General features: G+C 71.7%; 25 protein-coding genes and 3 pseudogenes. 4 read left to right on the top strand and 24 right to left on the bottom strand.

Annotation, left to right across the window (positions count from 1 at the left end; all coding sequences use genetic code 11):
• Positions 1 to 54: 54 nt before the first annotated feature.
• The 16 genes and pseudogenes from LRS04_RS27035 to LRS04_RS17140 form a co-directional block, all read right to left on the bottom strand.
• Complete coding sequence (locus LRS04_RS27035; RefSeq protein WP_308238378.1) at positions 55 to 381, bottom strand: hypothetical protein; 327 nt, start codon at positions 379 to 381, stop codon at positions 55 to 57.
• 100 nt (positions 382 to 481) lie between these two features.
• A pseudogene (locus LRS04_RS27030) lies at positions 482 to 1,021 on the bottom strand (Rieske 2Fe-2S domain-containing protein); the annotation flags it as partial.
• A 116-nt stretch (positions 1,022 to 1,137) separates the two neighbouring features.
• Positions 1,138 to 5,370, bottom strand: coding sequence for a TonB-dependent receptor domain-containing protein (locus tag LRS04_RS28205; RefSeq protein WP_374576598.1), 4,233 nt, complete (start codon positions 5,368 to 5,370; stop codon positions 1,138 to 1,140).
• 128 nt (positions 5,371 to 5,498) lie between these two features.
• Positions 5,499 to 7,883: a 2-hydroxyacyl-CoA dehydratase family protein gene (locus LRS04_RS17195; RefSeq protein ID WP_257817386.1), complete on the bottom strand. Its 2,385-nt coding sequence runs from the start codon at positions 7,881 to 7,883 to the stop codon at positions 5,499 to 5,501.
• Positions 7,883 to 9,133, bottom strand: coding sequence for a CaiB/BaiF CoA-transferase family protein (locus LRS04_RS17190; protein ID WP_257817385.1), 1,251 nt, complete (start codon positions 9,131 to 9,133; stop codon positions 7,883 to 7,885). The genes LRS04_RS17195 and LRS04_RS17190 overlap by 1 nt, the downstream gene beginning before the upstream one ends.
• Before the next feature lie 89 nt (positions 9,134 to 9,222).
• Positions 9,223 to 10,614, bottom strand: coding sequence for an MFS transporter (locus LRS04_RS17185; RefSeq protein WP_257817384.1), 1,392 nt, complete (start codon positions 10,612 to 10,614; stop codon positions 9,223 to 9,225).
• Between the two features lie 84 nt (positions 10,615 to 10,698).
• Entirely contained in the window at positions 10,699 to 11,103 is a 405-nt protein-coding gene (locus tag LRS04_RS17180; RefSeq protein WP_257819168.1) for a CocE/NonD family hydrolase, read from the bottom strand.
• A 241-nt stretch (positions 11,104 to 11,344) separates the two neighbouring features.
• Positions 11,345 to 12,427: pseudogene (locus tag LRS04_RS17175) on the bottom strand (CocE/NonD family hydrolase); the annotation flags it as partial.
• A gap of 146 nt (positions 12,428 to 12,573) precedes the next feature.
• Entirely contained in the window at positions 12,574 to 12,777 is a 204-nt protein-coding gene (locus LRS04_RS17170; RefSeq protein WP_257819167.1) for a putative zinc-binding metallopeptidase, read from the bottom strand.
• Complete coding sequence (locus LRS04_RS17165) at positions 12,771 to 13,637, bottom strand: putative zinc-binding metallopeptidase (RefSeq protein WP_257817383.1); 867 nt, start codon at positions 13,635 to 13,637, stop codon at positions 12,771 to 12,773. The genes LRS04_RS17170 and LRS04_RS17165 overlap by 7 nt, the downstream gene beginning before the upstream one ends.
• Positions 13,619 to 13,693: pseudogene (locus LRS04_RS28200) on the bottom strand (hypothetical protein); the annotation flags it as partial. The pseudogene LRS04_RS28200 and the gene LRS04_RS17165, both read right to left, overlap by 19 nt.
• A 129-nt stretch (positions 13,694 to 13,822) precedes the next feature.
• Positions 13,823 to 14,347, bottom strand: coding sequence for a BON domain-containing protein (locus tag LRS04_RS17160; protein WP_257817382.1), 525 nt, complete (start codon positions 14,345 to 14,347; stop codon positions 13,823 to 13,825).
• 22 nt (positions 14,348 to 14,369) lie between these two features.
• The gene (locus LRS04_RS17155) at positions 14,370 to 14,561 is read right to left on the bottom strand and encodes a hypothetical protein (RefSeq protein ID WP_257817381.1); all 192 of its coding nucleotides are present in this window, start codon (positions 14,559 to 14,561) and stop codon (positions 14,370 to 14,372) included.
• A complete protein-coding gene (locus LRS04_RS17150; protein ID WP_257817380.1) occupies positions 14,558 to 14,707 on the bottom strand; it encodes a hypothetical protein in 150 nt (49 codons plus the stop codon). The genes LRS04_RS17155 and LRS04_RS17150 overlap by 4 nt, the downstream gene beginning before the upstream one ends.
• A gap of 57 nt (positions 14,708 to 14,764) precedes the next feature.
• Positions 14,765 to 14,947, bottom strand: coding sequence for a hypothetical protein (locus tag LRS04_RS17145; RefSeq protein ID WP_257817379.1), 183 nt, complete (start codon positions 14,945 to 14,947; stop codon positions 14,765 to 14,767).
• Positions 14,944 to 15,099 (bottom strand): hypothetical protein, encoded by a 156-nt coding sequence (locus LRS04_RS17140; protein ID WP_257817378.1) that lies wholly within the window; start codon positions 15,097 to 15,099, stop codon positions 14,944 to 14,946. Before LRS04_RS17140 ends, LRS04_RS17145 begins: the two co-directional genes overlap by 4 nt.
• A 205-nt stretch (positions 15,100 to 15,304) precedes the next feature.
• Here LRS04_RS17140 and LRS04_RS17135 point away from each other — a divergent pair, with 205 nt between their 5' ends.
• Positions 15,305 to 15,685 carry a hypothetical protein gene (locus LRS04_RS17135; RefSeq protein WP_257817377.1) on the top strand — a complete coding sequence of 127 codons (381 nt, stop codon included), beginning with the start codon at positions 15,305 to 15,307 and terminating at the stop codon, positions 15,683 to 15,685.
• A 65-nt stretch (positions 15,686 to 15,750) separates the two neighbouring features.
• Here the strand turns inward: LRS04_RS17135 and LRS04_RS17130 are convergent, their stop codons facing one another.
• The gene (locus tag LRS04_RS17130) at positions 15,751 to 16,014 is read right to left on the bottom strand and encodes a hypothetical protein (RefSeq protein WP_257817376.1); all 264 of its coding nucleotides are present in this window, start codon (positions 16,012 to 16,014) and stop codon (positions 15,751 to 15,753) included.
• A gap of 159 nt (positions 16,015 to 16,173) precedes the next feature.
• Positions 16,174 to 17,367: an MFS transporter gene (locus LRS04_RS17125; protein ID WP_257817375.1), complete on the bottom strand. Its 1,194-nt coding sequence runs from the start codon at positions 17,365 to 17,367 to the stop codon at positions 16,174 to 16,176.
• A 236-nt stretch (positions 17,368 to 17,603) separates the two neighbouring features.
• Here LRS04_RS17125 and LRS04_RS17120 point away from each other — a divergent pair, with 236 nt between their 5' ends.
• A complete protein-coding gene (locus tag LRS04_RS17120) occupies positions 17,604 to 18,404 on the top strand; it encodes an alpha/beta hydrolase (protein ID WP_257817374.1) in 801 nt (266 codons plus the stop codon).
• Here LRS04_RS17120 and LRS04_RS17115 read toward each other — a convergent pair.
• Positions 18,401 to 19,843: a histidine kinase gene (locus LRS04_RS17115; RefSeq protein ID WP_257817373.1), complete on the bottom strand. Its 1,443-nt coding sequence runs from the start codon at positions 19,841 to 19,843 to the stop codon at positions 18,401 to 18,403. The two genes, LRS04_RS17120 and LRS04_RS17115, sit on opposite strands and share 4 nt — an antisense overlap.
• Before the next feature lie 334 nt (positions 19,844 to 20,177).
• Here LRS04_RS17115 and LRS04_RS17110 point away from each other — a divergent pair, with 334 nt between their 5' ends.
• Together LRS04_RS17110 and LRS04_RS17105 are read left to right on the top strand one after the other, a co-directional pair.
• A complete protein-coding gene (locus tag LRS04_RS17110) occupies positions 20,178 to 21,110 on the top strand; it encodes a formylglycine-generating enzyme family protein (protein WP_257817372.1) in 933 nt (310 codons plus the stop codon).
• A 4-nt stretch (positions 21,111 to 21,114) separates the two neighbouring features.
• Complete coding sequence (locus tag LRS04_RS17105) at positions 21,115 to 21,843, top strand: aquaporin (RefSeq protein WP_374576597.1); 729 nt, start codon at positions 21,115 to 21,117, stop codon at positions 21,841 to 21,843.
• A gap of 41 nt (positions 21,844 to 21,884) precedes the next feature.
• On the opposite strand, the gene LRS04_RS17100 is transcribed toward LRS04_RS17105, so the two are convergent.
• Genes LRS04_RS17100 through LRS04_RS17080 form a run of 5 tightly spaced genes read right to left on the bottom strand, consistent with a single transcriptional unit; the run spans position 21,885 to position 24,956 of the window.
• The gene (locus tag LRS04_RS17100; RefSeq protein WP_257817371.1) at positions 21,885 to 22,733 is read right to left on the bottom strand and encodes a M56 family metallopeptidase; all 849 of its coding nucleotides are present in this window, start codon (positions 22,731 to 22,733) and stop codon (positions 21,885 to 21,887) included.
• Positions 22,726 to 23,097 carry a BlaI/MecI/CopY family transcriptional regulator gene (locus tag LRS04_RS17095; protein ID WP_257817370.1) on the bottom strand — a complete coding sequence of 124 codons (372 nt, stop codon included), beginning with the start codon at positions 23,095 to 23,097 and terminating at the stop codon, positions 22,726 to 22,728. The genes LRS04_RS17100 and LRS04_RS17095 overlap by 8 nt, the downstream gene beginning before the upstream one ends.
• A 9-nt stretch (positions 23,098 to 23,106) precedes the next feature.
• Positions 23,107 to 23,667 carry a MotA/TolQ/ExbB proton channel family protein gene (locus LRS04_RS17090; RefSeq protein ID WP_257817369.1) on the bottom strand — a complete coding sequence of 187 codons (561 nt, stop codon included), beginning with the start codon at positions 23,665 to 23,667 and terminating at the stop codon, positions 23,107 to 23,109.
• Positions 23,668 to 23,727: 60 nt separating this feature from the next.
• Positions 23,728 to 24,450 carry a DUF72 domain-containing protein gene (locus LRS04_RS17085; protein ID WP_257817368.1) on the bottom strand — a complete coding sequence of 241 codons (723 nt, stop codon included), beginning with the start codon at positions 24,448 to 24,450 and terminating at the stop codon, positions 23,728 to 23,730.
• Positions 24,447 to 24,956: a YdcF family protein gene (locus LRS04_RS17080; RefSeq protein ID WP_257817367.1), complete on the bottom strand. Its 510-nt coding sequence runs from the start codon at positions 24,954 to 24,956 to the stop codon at positions 24,447 to 24,449. Before LRS04_RS17080 ends, LRS04_RS17085 begins: the two co-directional genes overlap by 4 nt.
• Positions 24,957 to 24,973: the final 17 nt, after the last annotated feature.

The following is a 24,973-nucleotide window of genomic DNA, read 5'->3' as shown; positions in this document are numbered from 1 at the left end:
CGGCGTCCGGCTCGTCGAGGACGAGGTCGCCCACCAGCATGAGGCGGAAGGTCATCAGGCGGCCCCTGCGGCCGCCCGCTCGATCATCTTGCGCGCATGCGCCCCGCCGGCGTCGATGGCCAGCGTCACCAGGCGCGCGCCCGGGCGGGCGTCGATGGCCTTCTGCTGGGCCTCCAGCACCACCACGTCCTCGGCGAAGACGCCGGCCTGGGCCTGGCGCATCTGCTCGGACAGGGCCGGGTCGCCGACGCCGAACTTCCGGGCCATGCCCCAGTAGTACCAGCAGCTCGTCTCGCTCTCCGGGCTCATGAATCCGACGACCACACCCTCGACGCCCTGCGAGCGGTCGCCCTCCGGCGCGCCCGTGCCGACCGGCGCCACGCCCACCTCGATGTTCACCGCCGCCGGCAGCTCCAAACCGGCAGACCTGCCAGCGGTCCACCAGGCCTTCCTTGCCCAGGAAGGTCTTCCAGAACGGCGGCGGCTCGATGTCGCGCATCCAGCGCTCGACAATCACCTCGTCGCCCTCCAGGCGCGTCTGGATCGGCGCCAGCGTGATCTCGTGCTGGCCGATCGAGGTGGGATGGACGTAGGTCTCGTGGCTGAGGTCCATGAGGTTGTCGACCAGCAGCCGGTAGTCGCACTTCACCGGATAGACATCGCCCTCGAAGGTCCAGTCCGGGTCCTCGCAGTACCACATGTTGGGCAGCACCGCCGGGTCCGCCAGGGCCGGATCGCCGATCCAGACCCAGACGAAGCGGTAGCGTTCGACGACCGGATAGGTCCTGGTCTTCAGCCGGGGCGGCGTCTCCTGGCCGGGCATGTCCACCGCCTGGCCGTCGCAGCCCACCTTCAGCCCATGGTAGCCGCAGCGGATGCCGTCGCCTTCGACGCAGCCCAGCGACAGCGGCAGCAGGCGGTGCGGACAGGCGTCCTCCAGCGCCACCGCCGAGCCGTCCTCGCGGCGATAGACCACCACCGGTTCGCCGCAGATCGTGCGGCCCAACGGCTTGCGGCCCACTTCCTTGTCCCAGGCCGCCACGTACCAGCGATTGCGGATGAACACGGTCGTCTCCTCGCCGGGCCTCGCCCCGACATTGTAAGTCTTACATCCTATCCCGCGATCTGGCCGTCCGCTCAAGCGGGCGGGCGCACGCAGGCGAAGTTCGCCGCCTCGTCCGTCGAGCCGGTCCCCTTGTAGCGGGCCAGCAGCGGATAGGGGCACAGCGGCCGGGTCCGCACGACGCGGCCCGCCTCGAGCTTCGAGGCCACGATCTCCCGCGGCGCCTGGCCCTTCTCGACCCAGGCCTCCAGCGCGCTCAGCAGGTCGTGCCGCGGATCGGGGATCGGGGCGTCGCCGCCCGAGCCGCCGATCTGGTCGGGACCCGGCCCGCCCGCGCAGTGGAAGACCCCGGGCAGCATGTAGAGCCTGGAGAACGTCGCCGCCTTCGCCTCGCCGCCCGCCTCGGCCACCAAGTCGTCGTAGTAGCCGGTGACCATCCGGGCCGCGACCGCCCCGTCCATCCAGCCGGTGTAGAGGATCGCCTTGCCGCCGCGCCGGGCGAACGCCGAAACGTCCGGGTCGTCGGCGCGCAGCTCCGGCATGACGCGGTCGATGGCCGCCAGGTCGTCGCGCAGGTGGAAGCCCTCGCCGTTCCAGTCGCTGCGCTTGCGGATGGCGCGGCCGAAGGTCCCCAGCGCCAGCTGCGAGCGGCCCGAGTCCACGAGCACGCCGGGCAGCAGGCCCTCGTCTATCCTGCGGCCGTCCTCGTCGCGGAGCGGCGCGTAGAAGCCCTTGGCGAAGCTCACTTGCTCCGGCGTCAGGCAGGCGTCGGTCTTCTCACCCTTGCAGGTCAGATCGGCCACGTCGAAGCGGCAGCGGCGCGGGTCCTCGGCGACGCCGTCGACCACGCCGTCGAGGCCGTCGCAGGCCTGCACCCCGGCCGTCGACACCAGCCGCCAGTCGGCAGGGCTCATCAGCCCCGGCCGGCTGTCGCGCTGCAGGATCTCCCACATGCGCCGGGCGGTCATCTCGGGCGTCTTGGGTCCGCCCGCGCCGGAGATGATCCCGTCGTAGTCGGTCGGGAAGCGCTGCATCTCCTTCAGGCCCTGCCGGCCGCCGCCGGAACAGCCGATGAAGTAGGACCAGCGCGGGCGCTGGCCGTAATAGGTCTGGACCAGCGCCTTCGCCTTGACGGCCAGCAGGTGGTTGGCACGCAGCTCGTAGTTGGTCAGACGCTGGGGATCGCCCAGCATCCAGTTCACGTCGGTGTTCTTGTGGCCGGTGTCGGTGGAGGCGGCCGCGTAGCCGCGGTTCACGCCGCGCGGAAGGTCCTGGAAGTTGAAGGTTCCGGCGTCGCCGCCGACCCCCGCCCCCAGGAACTTGCCGTTCCAGGCGCCCCTGGCCGGCAGCCAGAGCTCGAAACCGATCTCCGTCTCGATCACCCCCTGCACGCGGCAGAAGGCGGCCTTCACGGGGGTCGGCGGGCGGCGGGGGGCCGCCCCCGCCTCCCCGGCCCAGGCGGTCCCGGGGCCCACCACCTCCGCGCGGGTGATCCGCACGTCGGCGGGCGCCCGGCCCGCGAGCGCCTGGCAGGCGCCGGCGTCCGGACCCGGGGCTGCCGGGGCCGGCGCCGAACCGCCAGCGGCGAGCGCGCCGGCGATCGTCAGGCCCGCCAGGCCCGCCTTTGCGAGCCGGCCGGTCACCAGCGCTTGCTGACTTCCACCGCCAGCAGCCGGCCGATCGAGGACGCGGCCTGGCTGTCCCAGGAGAAGGTGCCGTTCAGGACGATCGGCGGGGTCTCGTCGAACAGGTTGGTGGCGCTGACGCTGATGGTCACGTCCCGCGCCCAGGAAGGCCCGGTCTCCACACGGTACGATGCCGAGGCGTCGACGGTCGTCCAGCTGTCCACGCCCACGTTGGGGGGTGACGGCGGTGTTCAGGTAGCCGTCGGCGTAGTTGACGAAGACATTGGCCGCCCAGGCGTCCTTGTTCCAGGTCACCGCGCCGCGGACCCGCAGGTCCACCGGGTTGCCGAAGGTGTCGACCACGTCGACTTCCGGAACGCCCACGGCGGTCTGCCGCTTCACGTGCAGGATCTTCGAGCCGTCCACCGCCGCCCGGAACCGGCCGACGCCGGTGTCGAAGCTGTAGGCCACCGTGAAGTCGAACCCGTCCTGCTTCAGGCTGCCGAGGTTCTGGCGGCGGCCGTCGATGATGGCGTTGATGTTGGTCACCGGCTCGACCGGGTTCTGCAGGTCGGGGCTGGCCATGATCTGGGCGACCCGGGCGTTGAACGCCGCGGTGGCCGCCGCGTCCGAGGCCGGCGGACGCCGGGCGATGAAGGCGCCATAGACCGCCGCGTTGGTAAGCGCGTTGGCGGCGACCACGTCGATCCGGTCGGTGTAGTCGATGTTGTAGTAGGTGGCCGACAGCTCCAGGCCGTCGAGCATGCCGCCCGAGGGACGGTAGTCGAAGCCCAGCGTCCAGGTCTCCGCCTCCTCGGGGCCGAGGGCCGAGTTGCCGCCGTTGTAGAAGATGCCCCGGGTGGTGCCGGTCGCCGACGTCGGGTCGGTCAGGTTCTGGATGAAGTAGTTGAGGATCTGGTCGGCGCTGTCGACGAGCGACGGCGCGCGGAACGAGGTCCCCCAGCTGCCGCGGAAGGTCAGGTCCTGCACCGGCTGGTAGACGAAGCTGACCTTCGGGTTGGTGGTCTCGCCGAAGTCCGAATACTTCTCGTGGCGCACCGCGGCGTTCAGGTCGAGGCGGTGGATCCCCGGCATGGCGGTGTCTCCGCCGACCAGGGGCACGAACACCTCGCCGAACACCGCGTGGATCTTGCGGTCGTTGCGCACCAGCTTGGTGGTCTCGGCGCCGGAGGCGATCACGTTGGTGGCGAACAGCGACTGCTTGAAGGTGTTGTCGTGGTACTCGGCGCCCACGGCCGCGCGGACCTCGCCGGCCGGCAGGCTCATCAGCGGACCGTCGGCCTTGATCGAGAAGTCCTGGTTCAGCCAGGTGCCGAAGGTGTCGCGCTCGCCGTCGATGATCTCCACCAGGGCGGCGTTGTTGGAGCGGTTGAACGTCCCGTTGCCGTAGGGGTTGAAGGCGGTGGCCGGGTTGGAGCTGGCCAGCGCCGCCGTCAGGGCGGCGTTGTTCAGCACGTTCTCCCGGGCCTGGAAGCCGCGGCTCATGGACATCTGGACGTAGCCGTCGAGCTGCCAGCCGCCGCCCACGTCGAAGCCGAAGCCCGCGGCGTTCTGGATGACGTTCTCGAAGCCGTAGGAGTTGGGGTTCGCGTCGTCGACGAAGCGGTACTCGACCGTCGTATTGCCCGTGGTCCCGGCCGGACGCACGAACCAGGGGTTCGTCGCGGGGACGTTGAGGGCGAACAGCGCCGGCGGCGCGGCGAGGTCGTAGTCCTTGCGGGTGTAGAAGCCCTCGTACCAGACGTTCAGCCGGTCATCGACGTCCTGGGTCACCTTCAGGAACACGCTGTCCCGGTCCATCCAGGGCATCAGGTCGGCATAGGCCGCCTCGTCGAAGCGGTTCGGGTTGCCGGCCACGAGTTGCGAGGGCTGGACGCCGACGCCGTTGGTGTTCGGCAGCGCGTAGCGCACGCCGCCCACCACGATGTTGCCGGGCGCGGCGGTGAAGGGCCGAGCGTCCGTGCCGCCGCGGTCGCGACGGTCCTGGCTGGCGAACGACCGCTTCGAGCCCGACAGATGGCTGTTGTCGGTGTGCTCGAAGGCGAAGAACAGGCCGCCGCCGCTCCAGGTCTTGCCGAAGGTCTGGCTGAACAGGCGCTGCTCATAGCTGTCGGCCGCGCCGTAGCGGATGGTGGTCTCCGCGCCGTCGAAGGGCGCGCGGGTGATCAGGTTCACCACGCCGGCCACGGCGTCCGAGCCGTAGATGGCGGACGCGCCGTCGGTGACCACCTCGATGCGGGTCAGAGCCGCGGTCGGGATCTGGTCCATGTCGGCGATGGCCTTGATCACCCCGCCGGGCGACATACGCCGGCCATTGACCAGCAGCAGGGTCGCCTCGGGCCCGATGCCGCGCAGGTTCACCGAGCGGATCGCCGTGGAGTTGGCGGCGGCGTCCTGCGCCCCGCCGTTGAAGCTGCCCCGCGAGGGGTCGGCGCCAAGATTCAGCACCTGCGGCAGGAGCTTGGTCACCTCGCTGGCGGTCGCGACGCCGCTGGCCTTCAGTTCCTCGATGTCGACGCCGACCGTGGGCGAGCCGACGGCTGCGACGCCGCGGATGCTGGTGCCCGTGACGACGATCTCGCCGACCTCGGTGTCGTCGGCGGCCTGGGCCGAGGCCCCGGTCGCCGCGGCGAGCGCGGCGGTGATGGCGATGGCGGACACGAGTCCGCGGCGATTCCTGGCGAAATGGGCCCGCATCGGCTTTCCCTCATCTCGGCCGATTGATGGCTCGGCCTATCTTATGATTTTCAAATCGTACGCTGCACAAACTAAATCCGCAACAGCGGAAATCAGTCTGGCCGCACCGTGTTCTGCGATTTTTCCAGTCCGTCCAGGAACTCGGTCACCTTGCCCTCGACCTCGCCGCTCTCGACGCTCATGTTGTTCAGCGCCAGCCGGCAGACGGGGATGCCCGCGGCCTCCAGCGCCTCCAGAACGAAGGGATCGGCGTCGTCGATGGCGACCGCGCCGGCGCAGCCGTGCAGCCTGGCTTCCTTCACGTGCCAGGCGCCCGCCCAGGTCGGCATCCTGAGCTCGTCGCCCATGGTCACGAAGCGGGCGGCGAGGGCCCGCATGGCGTCGTGCTCGCCCTCGAACTCGCGGATGTAGCCGTCGGCGGCGAGGCCCAGGTACATGGACCAGACGAACACCGCCCCGTGGCTCTCCTCCCACTTCTGGTAGAAGCCCATGTCGCTCCAGAGGCCGCGGCCGACCCAGAGCAGGCGGATCTTCTCGTTCGGGCAGGCCGCCTCCCCCGCCGCCGCGCGCGCCTGCACCTCCTCGAAGAGCTGCCTGGCGGCGTCCCGGCCCCACTCCGATCCGCGGTGCCACTGGGGCACCATGGTGGCGGGCATGGAATCGACGATGCCGATCGGCGCGGGATGGGTCCGGGCGATCAGGTCGCGGGTCCGGCGGTAGTAGTCCTCCTGCTCGTTCACGAGGCGCATGACCTCCACGAAACCCGCCCGGTCGAACGTGCGGCCGGTGATCGCCTCGAGGCGCACGACGGCCTCTTCCAGCTCGGCCTCGAAGAGGTCCAGCCGCTCGGGCTCCAGCACCCGGGCCCAGTCGTTCGGAAGGTCGTCCCACCACGCGAGCGGCAGGTCGAGCCTGGTCTCGGCCGTGCGGTCGAAGACGAGCGGCTCGGCGCCCGTCGCGGCCTGCCAGGCCTCGTAGATCTTCGCGCCGGCGTCGCTGCCGGCGACCAGCGCCAGGACGTCCGGGGATGGCAGGCCGCCCCAGGGGGCGTCCGGCGCCTCCCCCACCAGCGCCGCGGCCAGGCCCTGGGCGCTGTAGGTCTCCGCGTCCGCCGGATAGCCCGCGGCCCTCAGCGCGGCCGCATAGGCGCGGCCATGCTGCTTGGCCCCGACGATCGAGGCCCACCATTGGTTGATGACATAGGGAATTCCGAGGGTTCGGAGGATTTCCTGCGGCGCGTCGGCATTGACGACCGCGAACGGGCCGTCCCTGGCCTGCTCCCGGACGCCGGCGAACCAGTCCCGCTGCCAGGCGCCGAATTCGGCCGTCGAGGCCAGCGACTTGCGGCTGCGGCGGCCGACGGGAGCGTCGGCTTTCGGCGCCGGCTTCACGGCCAGAGGCCTGGAGGCCGTCGGCGGGGGTTCGGCGGCGGGCGGCGCAAGCTGAGCGGCGATCTTGGCGGCATCCACCGGAGCGCCGGCGGCGGGAACGGCCAGGCGGATGACCGGAAGGCCGGCAGCCGCTTCGATGTCCCGGGCGTCCCAGGCGGCGGCTTCGTCGCCCCGGGCGTGGAGGAAGACGATGGCCTCGGCGCCGGCGGCCCTGGCCCGGCGGGCCATCGCCGCGCCACGGGCGACGCTGGCGGCCCGCGGATCGTTGGCGACGGGCGTCTCCCAGCGCTTGAGGATCGCCTCGACGGGCGGCCGCGAGAGATCGAGGTCGAGCTCCGCCCAGGCCGCGCCCCAGTCATGGTCCTCGCCCACCACCTGCAGGCCGGCCGCCTCGAGGGCGGCGTAGAGCTCGGAGGTCTCGGGCGACGAGCCCGTGACCGCCACACGACGCCCGGCCGGCGCCGCGGCCGGCGTCAGTTCGTCCAGCAGGCGGAGCGCGGCGTCGGCCGGCATCCGGCCGACCGAACGGACGAGGTCGAGCGCATCGACGCCGGAGAGCCCGCCATCGCCGCGCAGGGCGAGCATCGCGCGCAGCTGCGCCCGGACCATCTGCCATTGCTGCGCGGCCTGGCGCAGGTCGTCACCGATCGGGGCCTTTCCACCGACGTCCGCCAGCCACGCCTGGAAGGCGCCCAGGCGGGCGGCGTTGTAGCGGGCGCGGGCCTCGCCGCCGCCGGTCAGCATGTCGAGGTTGGCGACCGGGCACGGCGCGCCGCGGCCAAGGCGGCGAAGCTCGCGCAGGACGGCGAAGAGCTGCAGGTTCTCCATCGGACCACGCCCGACGACGACGGCGTCGAAGCGCCCGGCGCCGCCGAGGATCTGACCCGCCAGGGACTGCACACGGGCCGACTGGTGGACGAGGTCCGGATGGGGTGTGGCCACCGGCTCGGCGGCCAGGCGGTACGGCAGGAAGCCCGCCGCGGCGACCAGCTCCACCGGCACGGACGCCCCCACATAGGCCAGCACCCTGCCGCCGGCGGCGCGCCAGGCGGCGAGCTCGGCGTCGACGCGCGGCTGGAGGTCCATCAGATGACGCCCTGGGCCTTGAGCTCGGCGATCCTGTCCGGCGCGTAGCCGACGATGCGGCCATAGACGTCGGCGTTGTGCTCGCCGATGTGCACCGGCAGCACCGCGTCGAAGCCCGGCTTGCCGCCGGAGAAGTTGATCGGCACGCCGGCCGTGGTCAGTTCCTTGCCGCCGTGCGTCGGGTGGCTGATCGGCACGGTCTCGCGCCTGGCCAGCACGCGCGGGTCCTTCAGGCCCTCGGCCGGATGGCGCACGGGCGCGGCGGGCACGCCTTCGGCTTCCAGCCGCGCGACCGCCTCGGCGGTGGGCAGGGTCGAGGTCCAGGCCTCGATCTCGGCCTCCAGGTCGACGGCGTTGGCGACGCGACGGCCGCGGTTGGCGAACCGGTCCTCCTCGATCATCTCCGGCCGGCCCATGGCGCGGAACAGGCCCTTCGCCAGGGGATCGTGGACCGCGACGATCGCCACATAGCCGTCGGCGCACTTGAAGACCCCGAACGGCGACAGCCGCTGGACGGTCAGGCCGGTGCGCGCGCCCATGCCGGCCAGGGCCATGGCTTCCCAGTTCTCGATCGCCACGAAGGAGGTCAGCGCCCCCAGCATGGAGACGTCGACCCGCTGGCCCTCGCCGGTCACGTGGCGGCGGTTGAGCGCGGCCAGGATGCCGATCACGCCGAACACCGGGGCCAGCATGTCGGCCATGGGGATGCCGATCCGCACCGGCGGCTCGCCCTCGGCGCCCGAGGTGTACATGGCCCCCGACAGCGCCTGGACGAGCACGTCCATGGCCTTGCTGCCCTCGTCGACGCCGGCGCCGAAGCCCGAGAGCGAGCAGTAGATGATCGCCGGGTTGGCCGCCTTCGCCGCCTCGTAACCCACGCCGAGGCGGTCGGCGGTGCCAGAGGTGAAGTTCTCCACCACCACGTCGGCCTTGCGGACCAGGTCGGCGAACACCTCGCGGGCCTGCGGGTGCTTGAGGTTGAGCGAGACGCCGTGCTTGCCGCGGGCGCGGGTCAGGTGGCTGACCGAGATGTCGTCGTCGTGCTTGCGCTCGATGGTCACCCCGTCGCGGCCGACGTAGGGGCTGTTCTCCCGGGCCAGGTCGCCGCCGCGGGGTTCCTCGACCTTGATGACGGTGGCGCCCAGGCCGGCCAGCAGCAGGGTGGCGTAGGGCCCGGCCAGCGCCCGGGTCAGGTCGACGACGACGACGCCGTCCAGTGGCTTGAAGCGGGAGTCGGAAGCGTCGGTCACGGATACCTCATCAGGCGGAACTCACCCGGAAAACCGGTCCGGTCCTTATATCGTAAACTCAATCGTTTGTTCACCAAACTATTGTCGATTCAGCCGGCAGCGCGCTGCTTGCGGAGCGCCAGGGCCGAGAGCACCAGGAACACCGTCGCCACCAGGAAGCCGCAGGCCACCACCAGGAGGGCGGTTTCCAGCCCGCCCGCCGAGGCGCTGGCGCAGGCGGAGGCCAGCGGCTCGCCGGCGCCCTTCGGCGCCCGGCCGCCCGGGCAGGCGGCCTCGAACGCGCCCAGCGCCGCCGGGAACATCCGGCTCGCCGCGGAGTCCGAGACGATCCCGGCCACCAGCGGCCCGGTGGTCGAGCCCAGCACGGTCGCGCCGAACATGAAGATCGCCGACGCGGTGGCCCGCATGTGGTCGGGGGCGACGTTCTGTACCGAGGCGTAGATCGGCCCGTTCTTCAGGTTGTAGGCGACCGCCGCCGCCAGCAGGGCCGCCATGGCCATCGGCCAGCTCGGCAGCTGGAAGGCGGCCATGTAGCAGGCCCAGGTCAGGACGCCGCCGACCGCCGGAGTGATCAGGTAGGACAGCCCCCGCTTGCCGGCGTAGCGGTCGGCCACGAAGCCGCCGATGAAGGTCCCGGCCAGGCCGAACAGGCCGGACAGCCCCAGCACCCCGCCGGCCTGCGACAGCGCCATGTCGTGGCTGCGCATCAGGAAGGAGACGGTGAAGGCCGTCAGCCCCGAATAGGCCACGCCGATGAACGCCCCGCCGATGAACAGGAAGGCGAAGGTCGGGTTGGAGAACAGCTGCTTCAGGTCGGCCCAGAAGTTGCTCTTCGGCCGCTCGGCGACGGTGCGCTCGGTGCGCGGCTCCCGGACCGTGAACCAGACCAGCACGGCCAGCAGCAGGCCCGGCAGGCCGACGACGATGAAGGCCGTCCGCCAGCCGTAATGCTCGGCCACCAGGCCGCCGATGATCGGCGCCAGGATCGTGGCGATCGACGGCGCGGCCGAGACGATCGACATCACCACCCCGCGCTGGCGCATGGAAAAGTTGTCGGCCAGCAGGGAGTGGGAAACCGGGATGCAGCCCCCTCCCCCCATGCCGACGCCCACCCGGCAGAGCAGCAGGACCACATAGTTGCGCGCCAGGCCGCAGGCCGCCGTCATGATCGACCAGACGGCGATGGCTACGGCCAGCACGCGCGCCCGGTTCGCCCGCTCGGCGAGCCGCGCCACCGGGATCCCGGCCACCGAATAGAACAGTGCGAACGCCGGCCCGCTCAGCAGGCCGAGCTGCTTGTCGCTCAGCCCCAGGTCGACCTTGATCGGCTCCTGCAGGACGCCGATGACGATCCGGTCGAGGTAGTTGGACACGGTGACCAGCAGCAGCAGGCCCACCAGATAGATCTGGTACTTGCTCCACTGCAGCTTCGCCGGGCGCTCCGCCCCGCCTCGAGCCTGGGCGACCTGAGCTTCCGCCATCCCGCTTCCTCCGCACGAACAGGTTTGTTTGTCACACAAACCATTTATCCGTCAAACGCTGTATCGCACCCCGTCGGACGGAGCCTAGCGGCTGGCCGTTACGATGGGCAGCGACACCGACGACGGCTGCTGCGCGGAGTTCAGGATCGTCACCGTCGCGTCCGGCCCGGGCGTCCGGTCGCGTTCGCGGTAGTCGGCGCCGGCGACCGACACCTGGATCCGGTGTCCGGCCTTGAAGACATACGACGTCGGCAGGAAGGCGAAGGTCATCCGCACCGGCTCGCCGGCCGTCAGCGGCTGGACGTCCTCGGCCCAGCTCCGGTGCCACGGCAGGCCGAAGTTCGCATAGCGGGGCTTGGAGACCTTCCGCAGCGACGCCTTCAGCCGCGCGTCGGTCACCGGTGTCACCGTGCCGTCGGGCGCCACGTCCTCCAGATAGACGAAGAGGTTGTTGTCGCTGGCCGTGGACGCGATCCAGAGGTCGGCCACCGCGTCGCCGGTGACCTCGGTGTCGGCCTTCAGGGGCGGCGTGGCGAAGTGCGGCCCGGCATGGGCAACCGGGCACGGCGGCCGCCCGGTGAGCAGGCCGCCCGGCCTGGGCTTCGCCGTCGGGCAGTCGACGTCGTAGCGCACCTTGAACGCCGTCCGCGTCCCCTTCCCCCTCGGCGCCGCGGCCCTCCAGCCCCTTGCCCAGGAAGTAGGGCCGCGCCGTCGCGCCCGCCACCGGCCAAGTCTTCGACGAGCGCCATTCCGTCCCCGGCGCGGCGTTCACCGTGAAGTAGTGGATCGGATCCTGCGCCCTCACGCCGACGTCGGCGTCCTTTAGGTAGGTGTCGAAGAACCGGTGCATCTCGGCCAGCAGGTCGAAGTCGTCGTTCTCGCAGTGGCCCCAGGGCCCGATCAGGATGTGCCGCGGCCCCGTCAGGTTGGCGAAGGTCACCAGCCCCTGGCCGCGCAGGTCGTCGCGCCATCCGCCCTGGACGTAGACTGCCGTGCCCGACCGGTTGATCTGGGCCATGTAGCTGGCCACCGAGCCCTCGTACCAGAACCGGGTCTGGGTCGAGGCGGAGAAGCTGTCGCGGTAGGGCATCGAGGCCCAGAGCTCGCGCAGCGGCGCGGCCTTCTGGTGCTCCTCGGCGGCCTGGCGCAGCAGCACCTTGTCCTCGTCGCCCTGGACCGGCGTGGACGTCATGTCCTCGGCCACCGTCCGCGTCGGCCCGGTGCCCCAGTTGGCGAAGATCCCGCCGCGCAGGAATCCGTCGTACTTCTCCCAGGAGAAGCAGCCGGCCCAGGCGGCTTTCAGGTGCGGATTGGCCGCGGTCACCGCGTGCATGGCCGCATCGCCGGTGTTGGAGCAGCCGTAGATCCCGACCTTGCCGTTCGACCACGCCTGCGCCGCCAGCCAGTCGATCACCTCATAGGCGTCATTGGCCTCGGAACGGTCGTTGTAGCCGCGGCGGATGCCGAACGACGGCCCGTTGCCGCGCCGGGCCACCTGCACCACCACATAGCCGTGCCGCGCCAGCGCCGGCAGCGCGCGGTAGCCCTTCGGCCCCTGCCCGACCGGCCCGCCGTCGGCGCCCGCGCCCGCGATGCCCAGGGTGTGCTGCCACAGCACCGGGAACTGCCCCTCGGCCGCCTTCCCGTCCCTCGCCGGCCGGGTCACCGACACCGCCAGCCGGACCCCGTCGCGCAGGGCGACATATTCGGAGGTGGTGACCGTCCCCTCGAACGCCGCGGCCGGGGCGTAATGCCCAAAGGAGCCAGTCGGCGCTGCCTGCGCAGGCCCCGCCGCCGCCAGCGACACCGTCATCGCGAGACTGCCCGCAAACCCCGCCAGCACCTGCCGCATGAACTGCCTCCCTCCACGCTCGGACCTCTCCGGGCCGCGAAAGCGGAGGGAACATCAAATCATTCGCGTTGCAAACGGATATTGCGGCCGTGGGAGGTGTGTCGCGGTCAGTGAGGCCGGGTCCTTGCGACCTCCGCCGCCTCTGAGTCCCGGAGCCGCAGGGCTTCGCGGGCGTCCGAGACGACGATCTGCACGAACTGCAGCTTGGCCACCGCGGGCTTGGCGAGGCTGAACGGGTAGAAGTCCGGCTGGCCCATGGACCGCGCCAGCTCGTTCAGCACCACGATGACCTCCCGCCAGCCGTTCACCACCCGCAAGAAAAGGTCGGCGCGCGGGTCGTCAGGCGCGTAGGCGCATCGCGGCCGAAGCACTCGACGTCGCCCTCGACGTCGTCGGCGCTCAGGCCGAACCCCATGGCGGTGTTCACACTGTCGCCGATGTGCATGTAGTGGGCCCAGGTCTCGGCCCAGTCCTCCCAGGGATGCATGGTGGCGTAGGCGCTGATGTAGGACTGGGCCCAGTCCTTCGGCGGCCCCTGCTCATAGTTCCGCTTCAGGGCTTCGGCGTAGCTCGCGCGCTCATCGCCGAACAGCTCCCGGAAGGGCTCGAGCCATTTCCGGTTCCAGATCAGGCGGTCCCAGTAGTAGTGGCCGATCTCGTGCCGGAAATGGCCCAGCAGCGTGCGGTAGGGCTCGCGCAGGGCATGGCGAACCTTCTCGCGCACGGCGTCGTCCGCCTCCTCCACATTGAGGGTGATCAGGCCGTTCGCATGGCCCGTGAGCACCTGCGGGCCATTCGGCGATGGACGGAGAAAGTCGAACATCATCCCGCTGTCCGGATCCTCGTCGATCTTCGAGCAGATCGGCGCGCCGAGTTCGATCAACTGGGAGATCAGCCGGCGCTTGGCGGCCTCGATCCGGACCAGGTAGCGCAGGTTGTCAGGGTCGCTCAGGTCCGGGATCGCCCGGGTCAGGCGGCAGGATGCGCACCGGCCCTGCGGGCTCGCGGCCTCGACCATCCAGTTGCAGCCCGTCGGCGGCTGGCTGGCGCAGAACCGCAGGTCCCCGCCACCCCCGGCGGCCCGCCAGGTCCCGGCCCCTGGCCCGGCTCCAGCGCCGCCAGCCGATGCTCCTGCGGCAGATAGCCGAGTGTCGCCCCGCAGGCCGGACACGATGCCTCTTCGAAGTGGATCTTGTGGCCGCAGCGGCACAGGTAGTGGCGCGACATGAGCGGACTGCGAAGCAGGCTCGTCCGTTCGGCGGCCAGCCGGTGGCTGAGATTGTCCAGCAGATCGGCCATGGTCTGGCCCTCCGATCTCGGCGGCCGCCGGCGCCCTTCGCCCCGGCGCATCCGCCCCTATGCCGGCGCGGGTGAACGCTCGGGTCCCTGCCTCGCCTCGCCGGGCGGCAGGTCGATCCGGTTGATGATCTCGCGGACGCCAGGGAGCCGCCAGGCGAGCCGGCCGCACGCGTCGCGCTCGGACCAGCTTCCGGCCTCGCCCGACAGCGTCACCACGCCATGCTCGGCCGTCATGCGCAAGCCCGGCGCCTCGAAGCCTTCGCGGGCGAGCGCGGCGCGCAGCCGGGCCTCCAGCCCCTCGTCCGGACAGCCGATATCGAGGTAGTTGTGGACATCGAGCACCCCCGGCAAGGCCAGGAGCCGTCCTTCGAGGCTGCGGCTCGCCGCCTGATCGGGCGCCGACCCGCAGAGCGTCACGATTCCGCTCGCCATCTTTGCGTGAACGCGCTCGGCGAAGCCGGAACCCTCCAGCACCGCCAGCGCCGCCGGGGTCAGGGTCGCATCGTCCATCGCGGCCTCCCATGCTGCCTTCGCGCGGTGAGCATGAGCCGGGCGGCCACCCGGGGCCTTGCGCTGGATCAAGGCGCGGCGGAGCCCGCCCGCCTCATCTCCGCTGCAGCTCGCGGACGCAGGCGCGAAGCAGCTGGGCGCGGGCCGGCGTCACGTCCGAGCCCTTCAGCTCGTCCAGGGCGCCTTCCAGCGGCCAGCCCCGGTGGCGGGTCCCCAGGCTCCAGATCTCCGCCCGGACCTCGGCCTCGCTCGGCAGCACGCCGCGCCACCAGGAGACCAGGCTCAACGGCCGGGGCCCTTCGAACCCGCGGCGACGGACCCCACGGTCTGGCCGCCCGCCCCGCCCGTGACGCGGATCACCTCGGCCGGTTTCGGCTTGGGCTGCTTGGGCTTGCGGGTCTCGCGATTGCTTCTCTTCTGGCCCTTGGCCATGGCTTGCTCCTTGGCGCCGGTGACGGCGGTGCGGGCCGGGACGGCCCGGTCGTGGGCCTACTGGCCGCTGCCCAGCGGGTTCGGAGGCCGCGCGCCCGTCTGGCGGCCGTGCAGCCGCTCGCGCTCCTGGCGTAGCCGATCGAGCTCCGCCGTCAGGTCGGCGACATCGGCCTGAAGCTGGGCGTTGCGGGTCTTGAGGTAGAGGTTCTCGCGCTCCAGCGCCGCGATGTCGGCGGTCATCCCGAGCGCCCGCCGCGGCGCAGGCGCATGACCACGGGGAGACCCAGCGCGCCGAGCACGCAGAGGCCGGAAGCCAGGAAAAGCAGGGACATGACGATCTCGAAGACGCCGCGTCGCTCGCGATCTCCCGCTTCGGTGGCGGGAACACGCACGACGGCGTCCCCCCTATATGGCCCGGCCCGTCCGCGATTGTAAGGCGGGCTGCGCGCCCGGCGCATCCCGCACGCCGCCGCCCGCCCGCGGCGCCCCTGTCGCCACGGCCAAGGCTGGAACCTCGCGGACCCTCGTTCCGTTAAGCCGCCCACGTTCCCGGGGGGGACCGATGCAGAGGGACTTGGACCGAAGCGAGGACCCGAGATGAAGACGAAGATGATGAAGACCCTGGCCGGCGTGGCCGCCCTGAGCCTTTCCGCCGCGGCCCTGGCGCCGGCGGCGGCGTCCGCGCAGCCGTGGCGCGGCGGCTACGACCAGGGCGAGCGGTTCACCGGCCGCTATGACGCCCTGGAATGGCAGCTCCGACAGGCCGCCGATCAGGGCCGCATTCCGCACCGTCAGGCCGACGTCCTGCTCCGGCAGTGGCGGGTGAACCAGCCGCTGGCCTGGCGCGTGGAGACCGGTCGGGCCAGCCCCCGCGAGCGCGACCGCGTGCTGCGGACCATGGACCGCATCGAGACGGCGCTGGACCATTCCGAGCGCTACAGCCGCTACGACGACCGCTACGACCGCTGGCGGCGCTAGCGGCCGCTTAGGCTGACCGAAGAGGGGCCGGAGAGCATGAGCTCTCCGGCCCTTTCCGTTCGGCCTCAGTACTTCTTGTCGACCTCGCGGTGCATGGCGTCGGACTTCGCGTCGGCGGCGTTCTCGACAGCGTCGGCCTGCTGATTGAGCGCCTTTTCCTGGGCCTCGTTCGAGGTGGCGGCGGCCTGCCGTTCCAGGGCGTCGGCCTGGGCTTCGCCGGCGGCGTCGACGGCGTCGGCTTCGCGATGCAGGGCGTCCTCCTCCGGACCGCTGCAGGCGGCGAGCGCGGCGGCGGCGGACAGGACGACGGCGGTGACGATGGCGCGCATGGGATCTCCTTGAGCTGAACCGTGGCGGGAACGCCCAAGGCAGCGCGAAGGGTCCCGCCTATGAGAAAAGGGTCCTGAGGGGAGCGGCGCGGGTTGAAGTCTGCAGCCGGCGAGCTGCTGGGACAGCGCCGGTTGGGCCAGCCCCGCCCTGGCGGCGGCCTAGTCGTCCCGTGACCGGGACAGGAATCCCAGGGCCACGGTGGCGACAGCGGCGGCGAACAGCACCGGTCCCATGAGCGCGAACACCTGGCCGGCGCTCCAGCCGATCTGGCGCAATTCCCCGGCGATCAGCGGCCCGGCGATGGAGCCCAGGCGGCCGATGCCCACCGCCGCCCCGGCTCCGGCGGCTCGGACGTGGGGCGGATAGAGGGCGGGGGCCACGGCGTAGAGCGAATACTGCGCCCCCAGCACCAGGAAACCGGCCAGGCCCGACAGGATCAGCACCGGCGCCAGCCCGGTCGCCTGGGCCAGAGTCAGCATCACGCCGGCCAGCAGCAGGTAGCAGATGGCCAGCGGCCAGCGGAAGCCGGCGCGGTCGACCACGAAGCCCAGCATCAGGGCGCCGGCGATGCTGGTCAGGTTGAAGGCCAGCGAGGCGGCCGAGCCGTCCTGCGGCGTCAGCCCCTTGGCGATGACCAGGGACGGCAGCCAGTTGAGCATCAGGTAGAGCACGACCAGCGTCAGCATGAAGACCAGCCACAGCAGCAGGGTGCCGGGCGCGCGGCCCTCGCCGAACAGGGTCTGGCCCATGCGGCGGTCGGCCTTGGGGTCGTGGGCGGGCTTGGTCTCGGGCAGCAGGAAATGGACGACCGGGACCAGCAGGATCGGCAGCAGGCCGCCGATCAGGAAGAGGGTCCGCCAGTCGAGCTCAGGCGCGAAGCGGGCGATGAGGGCGACGGTCGCGCCGCCGGCCGGCATGCCGCAGAACATGGTGGTGACAGTCGCCGCCCGGCGGTTCGGCGCGCTGATCTCCGTGGCGATGGCGATCAGGTTCGGCATGGCGCCGCCAAACCCCAGGCCGGTCAGGATGCGGGCGACCAGCAGCATCTCGTAGGTCTGGACGTAGGCCGTGACGATGGAGAACACACCGAACGCAGCCACCGAGATCACGAGCACCGGCCGGCGGCCGATCCGGTCGGCGAACCAGCCGCCGACGAAGGCGCCGATGACGAGGCCGATCATGGCCGCGCTGGCCGCCCAGCCGACCTGGCCCGGATTCAGGCCGAGCGCCGGAGCGAGCTTCGGCGCCGAGACGCCGAACGCCTGGATGTCGTAGCCCTCGAGGGCGGCGATGAAGAAGCAGATCAGGACGATCAGCCCGGCGCTCGCCCGGCCGCCCAGCTCACGTTGCAATATCCGCCCTCCCCTCAGGCTGCCGCGGCTCAGGCGGCAATATTGTTTGAACCTATACAGTTCGCCTAACTGACGGCAATGGAAGCACCGCCGCGCGCGGCCCGGACTGTGGGCAAGTCGGGCGCCGCTGTCGAGAAAGTCGGCTGCCCCGGCGACGCTCGTCATCAGGCTTCGCTTTTGATGGCAGGCCGGCGCGAGGTGTGGCCTGATCGGGACCACATCCGCGGAGGGACGCCGTGACCAAGACCATCATGCTGATCCATGGCGCGTGGCTGAACTCGCGTAGCTGGGAGGCTTTCAAGGCGCGCTACGAGGCCCAGGGCTTCACCGTCGTCGCGCCCGACTGGCCCTACGACGACCGTCCGCCCGCGGAGCTGCGCGCCAAGCCGGACCCGCGGCTCGCCAAGACCGGCCAGCGCGAGATCATCGCCCATTTCGCCGCCGAGATCGCCAAGCTGCCGGAGGCCCCGATCCTGATCGGCCACTCGGCCGGCGGCACCTTCACCCAGCATCTGCTGGACCAAGGCCTGGGTGTGGCCGGCGTGGCCATCGACCCGGCGCCGACGCCCGGCGTGCCGCTCGGCCTCCAGGCGATCATCTCCGCCCTGCCCGTGCTCGGCGATCCGTTCAGCAACGGCAAGCTGAAGACCATGAGCCGCCCGTTCTTCAAGACCCGGTTCGCCCAGACCGCGCCGAAGGACCAGGCCGACGCCCTCTACGACCGCTACATCGTGCCCACGGCGGCGAAGGTCTACTGGGACGGGATCATCAACCCCATCAAGATCAACTGGGCCAACCCGAACCGCGCGCCGCTCCTGCTGATCGGCGGCGAGATCGACCTGATCGCCGACGCCAGCATGACGCGCGCGATCTTCAACAAGCAGAAGCGCGCCGCCAGCAGGACCGAGCTGAAGATCTATCCCGGCCGGTCACACTGGACCTGCATGGACCCGGGCTGGGAGCAGGTAGCCGACGACGCGCTGGCCTGGGCGGTGGCGAACGCGCGCGCGCCGGCCGGCGCGCCCGCCGAGAGCTAGTCCAGGGGCGCCGAGCGCTCCGTGACGCGCGCCTGCACCTTCAGGCCCTTGGCGCCGGGGAGAAGCTGGAGATCGCCGCCGAGCTGGAGCATGCGGGCCTTCATTCCGCTGACCCCGACGCCCGCGAGGATCTCGTCTGCGCTCTGGCTGGAGAGGCCGATCCCATCGTCCTCGACCTCGAGGCTGATCTCCGGACCCTGACGCCGCAGGCGCACCCAGGCCTTCCGGGCGCCCGCATGCCGGACCACGTTCATCAGAGCTTCCTGCACCACCCGGAACAGGGCGACCTGCATCGGGAAATCGATCCGCCATTGCCCGCGCGAGACGGTCACCGAGATATCCAGGCCCGTCCGGCGTCCGAAGCCGGCCGCGAACGCCCGCACCGCCCGCTCCAGGCCCTGGTCCTGCAGCGGCGGCGGGTGAAGCATGTAGGAGAAGTTGCGGATCTCGTTCTGCGCCCCGGCCACCGCCTCGCGCGCGTCCTCCAGCGCGTGGCGCGCCGGCGAGCCGGGATCCAGGCGCCGCTCGAGGGCGGTGAGGCTGAGGCGTGCGCCGGCCAGCAGCTGGGCGGTGGAGTCGTGCAGCTCCCGGCCGATCCGCCGGCGCTCCTGCATCTCGGCTCGGGCGAGCGCCGTCGCCGCCTGGGTCAGGGCCTCGGCGTGGTTGTATTCGTCGGTCAGGTCGGTGGCGACGCCGATAACCCGCTGAACCTTGCCGTCGGCGTCGCGGGTGAAGGCCCGCGCGCGGATGTTGATCCAGAGCCAGTCGCCGTCGACGCCGCGCATGCGGAACGTGGCCTTTCCGACCCGATCGTCCTCGGCCGCAGCCCGTTCGATGGCGAACTGCCGCCAGCGCTCCGCATCGTCGGGGTGGACGAGGTCGCGCACGACCGCCAGAGCCACGGGGCACCTGGGCAGGCCCAGCCGGTTGACCAGGGGGTGGCGCCCGTACCGGAGCAGCCCGTTGCCGACGTCGTGGATGTAGAGCAGGCCCCGGCTGAGCGGTCCGACCTCGGCGATGACCCCGCTCTCGCCCAGTTCGGCCAGGCCGAGGGCCTCGCCCAGCGGCGTCAGGCTCAAGATCACCTGCGGCGGCGCGGCGTCTTCCACCCGGCGCAGGTCCACAAGCATGCGGACCAGCTGGGTCCCCTTGCCGATCGCGATCCGAATCCGGAACGCCGCCTGATCGCCGAGGCAGCGTTCCACGGCGGCGAGCATCTGGTCCCCGGCCAGGGCGGTGAAAACGGCTTCGATCCTGCGCCCCTCAACCCGGCTGCGCGGCCGGTCCAGCAGGCGCAGGAAAGCGTCATTGGCCTGGAGGATCACCGGTCCGCCTTCGGCAGGAACGGCAAGCGCCAGCGCGGCCGGCGCATGGCGGAACAGGCTCTCGTAGGCTTCCATAGGCAAGAGGTCGGCGAACTCGCGCTGCGCGCACGTCATGGTGCGCCTCCCATCCCGCCGGCCGGCGCGTCGACACGACTCTCGCGCGAAGCAGCGACCCCAGACACCCACGGTAGCAATCTACACTTAAGTCCGGATTGTGGGCTCAGGTTAAACCCTGAGAACCATGTCCGGGTCGGCGCGCCAGGCGCCTCCCGCCCCGCCGGCAGGGATTTCCGACCCCTGCCCCGGTCGGGCCCGCGCCGTGCCTGGGGCGCTGACCTGATCGTGGCCCCCACCCCTCCGTGTTGAGCTTCGCCACGGAGGAAAACGATGCCCGGGTCCCCGAAGACAGCGAGCGGACGCCCGGCGGGCCCGGTGGGCGTCGCCTAGCATGGGGGCGGTCCTCGCCTTTCCCGAGCCCCGCGGCGCGGCCGCCGTCCGGCGCGGCATGGTCTGGGTCGAGGGCGGCGCCTTCGGCATGGGCGCGGACCGCCGACGCTCAGGCGGACGGCCCGGACAGCAGGTCTCCGTGGCCGGGTTCTGGATCGACCTGCATCCGGTGACGAACCGCGAGTACGCCCGCTTCGTGGACGAGACCGGCTGGCTCACCTTCGCCGAGATCGCCGACGACCACCTGCCGCCGGCGCTCATGCTGCCGCCGCAGATTGGCGTGGCCGGCTCCTTCGTGTTCGGCGGGCCCGAGGGTCAGCCGGTGGACGGCTGGCGCTACGTCCCCGGCGCGAGCTGGCGCTCGCCCGAGGGGACGGGCAGTACGCTGGCCGGGCTCTGGGACCATCCGGTGGTCCATGTGGCGTGGCTGGACGTCCAGGCCTATGCGCTCTGGGTCGGCAAGGACCTCCCCACGGAGGCCGAGTGGGAATTCGCCGCCCACGGCGGCCTGGACGGCGCGGAGCTCGCCTGGGGGGACGGCCTTGGCCCCTGCGGTCGCGCCAGGGCCAATACCTGGCAGGACCAGCTTCCCAGGGCGCGGCCCACGACCGGGCGGGACGGCCGTACAACCCCTGTCGGCGTCTATCCCGCCAATGGCTACGGCCTGCGCGACATGATCGGCAACGTCTGGGAGTGGACCAAGGACTGGTGGCCCGACGCGGGTCGCCGCAACAGCCGCGCCCTCACCCGGTGCGATCCGGAACTGGCCGACGCCGGCATCCCGCGCAAGGTGCTGAAGGGCGGCTCGCACCTCTGCGGGCCGGACCACTGCCGCTGCTGCCGCCCGGCCGCGCGCCGCGCGCATCCCATCGACATCTCGACCTCGCACGTGGGCTTCCGCTGCGTGGTCCGCCAGCCGCCCAAAGGAGATTGAGCCCATGTCGAAGTTCCTCGCCGAACTGATCGGCGCCCTGATCCTCGTGCTCTTCGGCTGCGGCGCGGCCGTCCTGGCCGGCGACACGGTCGGCCAACTCGGCATCGCGCTGGCGTTCGGTTTCGCGATCGTCGCGCTCGCCTATGGCCTGGGGCCCATCTCCGGCGGGCACGTGAACCCCGCCGTCAGCCTGGGGGTGTTCCTGGCCGGGCGGATGACCTTCGCCGAGATGCTGCTCTACTGGGCGGCCCAGTTCCTGGGCGCGCTGGCGGGCGCGGGCATCCTGGCGGCCATCGCCGGCGACACGTCCAACCTCGGACAGAACGGCTGGGGCCCGGGGTATCTCGGCGAATACAGCCTGGGCTCCGCGGCCGGCTTCGAGGTGGTGATGACCGCGCTCTTCGTCGCCGTCATCCTGGGGTCCACCGGGCCCGGCGCGGCCGCCGGCTTCGCGGGCCTGTCGATCGGACTGACGCTGGCGGCGATCCATATCGTCGGCATCCAGGTGACCGGCGTCTCGGTGAACCCGGCGCGCAGCTTCGGCCCGGCGGTGCTCGCCGGCGGCGAGGCGCTCGGCGAGCTCTGGCTGTTCATCGTCGCCCCGCTGATCGGCGCGGCGCTGGGCGCGCTCCCGTTCCGCCTGGGACTGCTCAAGGCCGCGACGCCCCCCCGAGCCCGAGCGGATCGACACCACCCTGCGGAGCGCGACCTAGAGCGAAATCCGCTTCGATAGAATCAGATTTCGCTCAGGACACTTTGAATTTGGAGCATTTTCTACGCCGAACCGGCCTCCGCTTCGGCGGAAAATGCTCTCGGCTCAGGGCCGGATCGCGTCCACGGGCCCTGGCTGCGAGCGCGGGCCGCGGCCACCGGGGAAGCGGCCCCGGGCCGCGAGCTCGCCCACGCGGACTTCCAGCGGATGCACCCCCTCGCCGGCCAGTAGCACCCGATCGGCAGCGGCGTGGCGGCGAGTTGCGTCTTCAGGAGCGCCCGGGCGTAGGCGGCCCGGCAGGCGGGACGGTTGATCACCACGGCGGCGTCGCAGGCCAGCTCCTGGTCCAGCCGGACCATCGGCGCGGCCAGGTGGAACAGCGGGTTGAACCAGAAGAGGCAGCGGCTGAGCGCCAGGAAGGCCACGGCGCGGGTGTCCTTGCGGGCGATGTGCTGGCGCTCGTGGGCGCGGATCAGCTCGCGCTCATGGGCGCTGTATGCCCCATCGTCCGGCGGCATCACGATGCGCGGCGAGATCAATCCGACCACCGCCGGCCCGGTGAGGCCGCGGCGCAGCGCCAGGGCGAACCGCGCCTGGGCGCCGGCGAACAGCGCCGCCAGCGCCAGGGCGCCGGCCGCCCACACGGCGACGAGCGCCGGGCCCGGGGCGGGCGCCGCCATCCGCGTCTCCGGCGCCTGCACGAGGAAGGCGAAGAGGGCCAGACCGCCAGCCGCCGGCGGCAGGCCCCAGAGTCCGTAGGCGGCCTGCGGCCCGATCGCCCGACGGAGCGGCAGGCGCAGCGCCATCACCGCCAGGACCGCCGCGGCGCCGGCCAGGTTCACATAGACCGCCGCCGTGACCAGGCCGGCCAGCGGATCGGGACCGAGGATCACGGCGAGCGGGCTATTCATCGTCGTCCAGCTCGTCGATCAGGCGCTTGAGGCGGTTCACCTCATCCGGCGCCAGGGGGCGATGCTTGGCGTAGTGGGCGACGAGCGGCGCGAGCTCGCCGCCGAACAGGCGGTCGAGCAGGCCCTGGCTCTCGCCCATCACATAGTCGGCCCGGCTGATCAGCGGGCGATATCGGGTCCGGCCGCCCGCCCGCTCCGAGACCAGCGCCTTCTTCTTGAGCAGGCGGTTGATCAGGGTCTTCACCGTCGCCTCGCCCCAGCTCTGGGCGGGACCGACGGTGGCCACGATCTCGTCGGCGCTGAGCGGGTCGCCCGCCCAGAGCGCTTCCATGATGTGGCTTTCCGCGGCCGAGATTCTGGTCATGGGCGCAGTCTATGCCGTTGCGCGCGCCTGGCGAGGGAGAGTCTGCACGGGCTCGGCGGCGGCGTCCTCGGCCTCCAGGCCATATACCTTGGCCTTCAGGTGGCGGTGGGCGATCACCCCGATGGCGGCGGCCAGCAGGCCCAGCATGGCCGCCAGAAGGGCCTCGGCGAAGCCGGGCGCGAGGATCGATAGCGACGGCGCCGGGCGGACGTTGGCCATGCCGATGCAGGACGCCATCAGGGTGTAGCAGGCTCCGAAGAAGCCGATCAGCGGGCCGGCCGACCCCAGGCCGGAGAGGTAGGCCAGAGCGCCCGGGAGGCTGGCCGGCCGGAGCCGGGTCGCCTGCGCCACCCAGATCGCCGCGGCGGCGAGGGCCGAGATCGCCAGCCCGGCCATCACGAGCTTCATGACGATATCGGCATCGGCAAACACGGCGGGGAAAGTCAGGCGGTCCGCCTCTGCCACCAGGGCGAACGGCGGATCGGCCGGCGCCACGGCGGTCTGGGCGGCGGCACTGGCCCCGATCAGGAAGGCGAGCGCTCCGGCGCTCCAGCTCAGGCGGCGGATCATCGGCGTCATCTCCCGTTTTATGGTTGTAGTTTTGTGAGATTACATCCGTAACACGGCCTGTCAACCGGCCAGCATCTCCAGGAGGTCGAGCGCGTTCTCGGCCGCCGCGCCCGAGGTGGTGTTGTCGAACACGCACCAGGCCTCCTGCGCCGGCGAGGCGCGGAGCTGGGCGGCCAGGGCTTCGAGATGGGTGGGGTCGTAGGCCGAGTAGTACATGCGCGGGGAGCCATGCAGCCGCCAGTACGCCAGCCCCGGCCAGCCGCCGGGCCGGGCGTCGGCCGGATGGCGCGGCGGGTCGGCGGAGACCCGGGCGACCTGCGCCGCCACCAGCAGCGCCTCGGCCCCCGCCTCGAACCAGGTCGGATGCCGCGGCTCGAGGGCGACGGGACCGTCGTACCGGGCGCGGAGCGTCTCGAGGAAGCCGGCCGCCACGGCCAGGTCGAACGCCAGACTCGGCGGCAGTTGCACGAGGATCGGGCCAAGCTTCGGGCCCAGCAGCCGCGCCTCGGCGAGGAAGGCGTGGAGCAGCTCGGCGCTGTCGGCCAGGCGGCGCTCATGGGTGATCGTCTTCGGCGCCTTCACGGCGAAGCGGAAGCCGGCCGGCGTCTCGTCCGCCCAGCGCGCCCAGGTGGAGGCCCGGTGTGCGCGGTAGAAGCTGGAGTTGATCTCGGCGGCGTCGAAGCGGCCGGCGTACCGCTGCAGCCCGCTGGCGGCGTCGGGGAAGCGGTGACGGACGGTGCGCGGCGCGGCCCAGCCGGCGGTTGCGATCCGGATTCGGCTCACGCCAGCAGCCGGCGCCGCTTCAGAAGGACGAGGGCCAGGTCGTACGGGATGGCGAGGGCTTCCCTGAGCTGCATCTTCCACCAGTAGGCGCGTCGCGTGCCGCCGCGGCCGGGGGCCAGCGGACCGGGGTCCGCGGCTATGCCCAACGCGCGGAGCATCAGGCGGATGCGAGGCAGGTGATAGCGGTCGCTGCAGACGATGCAGCGGGCTGCGCCCCTCGCCTTCAGGAAGCGCGCGACGGCGACCACGCTGTCGAGGGTGTCGAGGCTCGCCTCGTCGAGCACCAGCCGGCGACGGGCCACGCCGGCCTCGGCCAGCGCCTCGGCCATCACCGAGGCCTCCGAGGGCCCGACCTCCCCCACGCCGCCGGAACAGAACACCAGCGCCTCGGGACGCACCCGTGCGGCTTCCAGCGCATAGCCGATCCGCCGAGCGAGCGCCGGCGACGGCGTCCCGTCGGCCCGCACGGCGGCTCCGAAGATGACGATGAGGGCCGGCGACTCCACGCCGGCAGCTTGGCGCT

Origin of the sequence: Phenylobacterium sp. J367, assembly GCF_024699985.1 — a bacterium.
In the GTDB taxonomy this organism is placed as follows: domain Bacteria; phylum Pseudomonadota; class Alphaproteobacteria; order Caulobacterales; family Caulobacteraceae; genus Phenylobacterium.
Note: the sequence above shows the minus strand (reverse complement) of the source record. Positions and strands in the feature narration are given on the sequence as shown.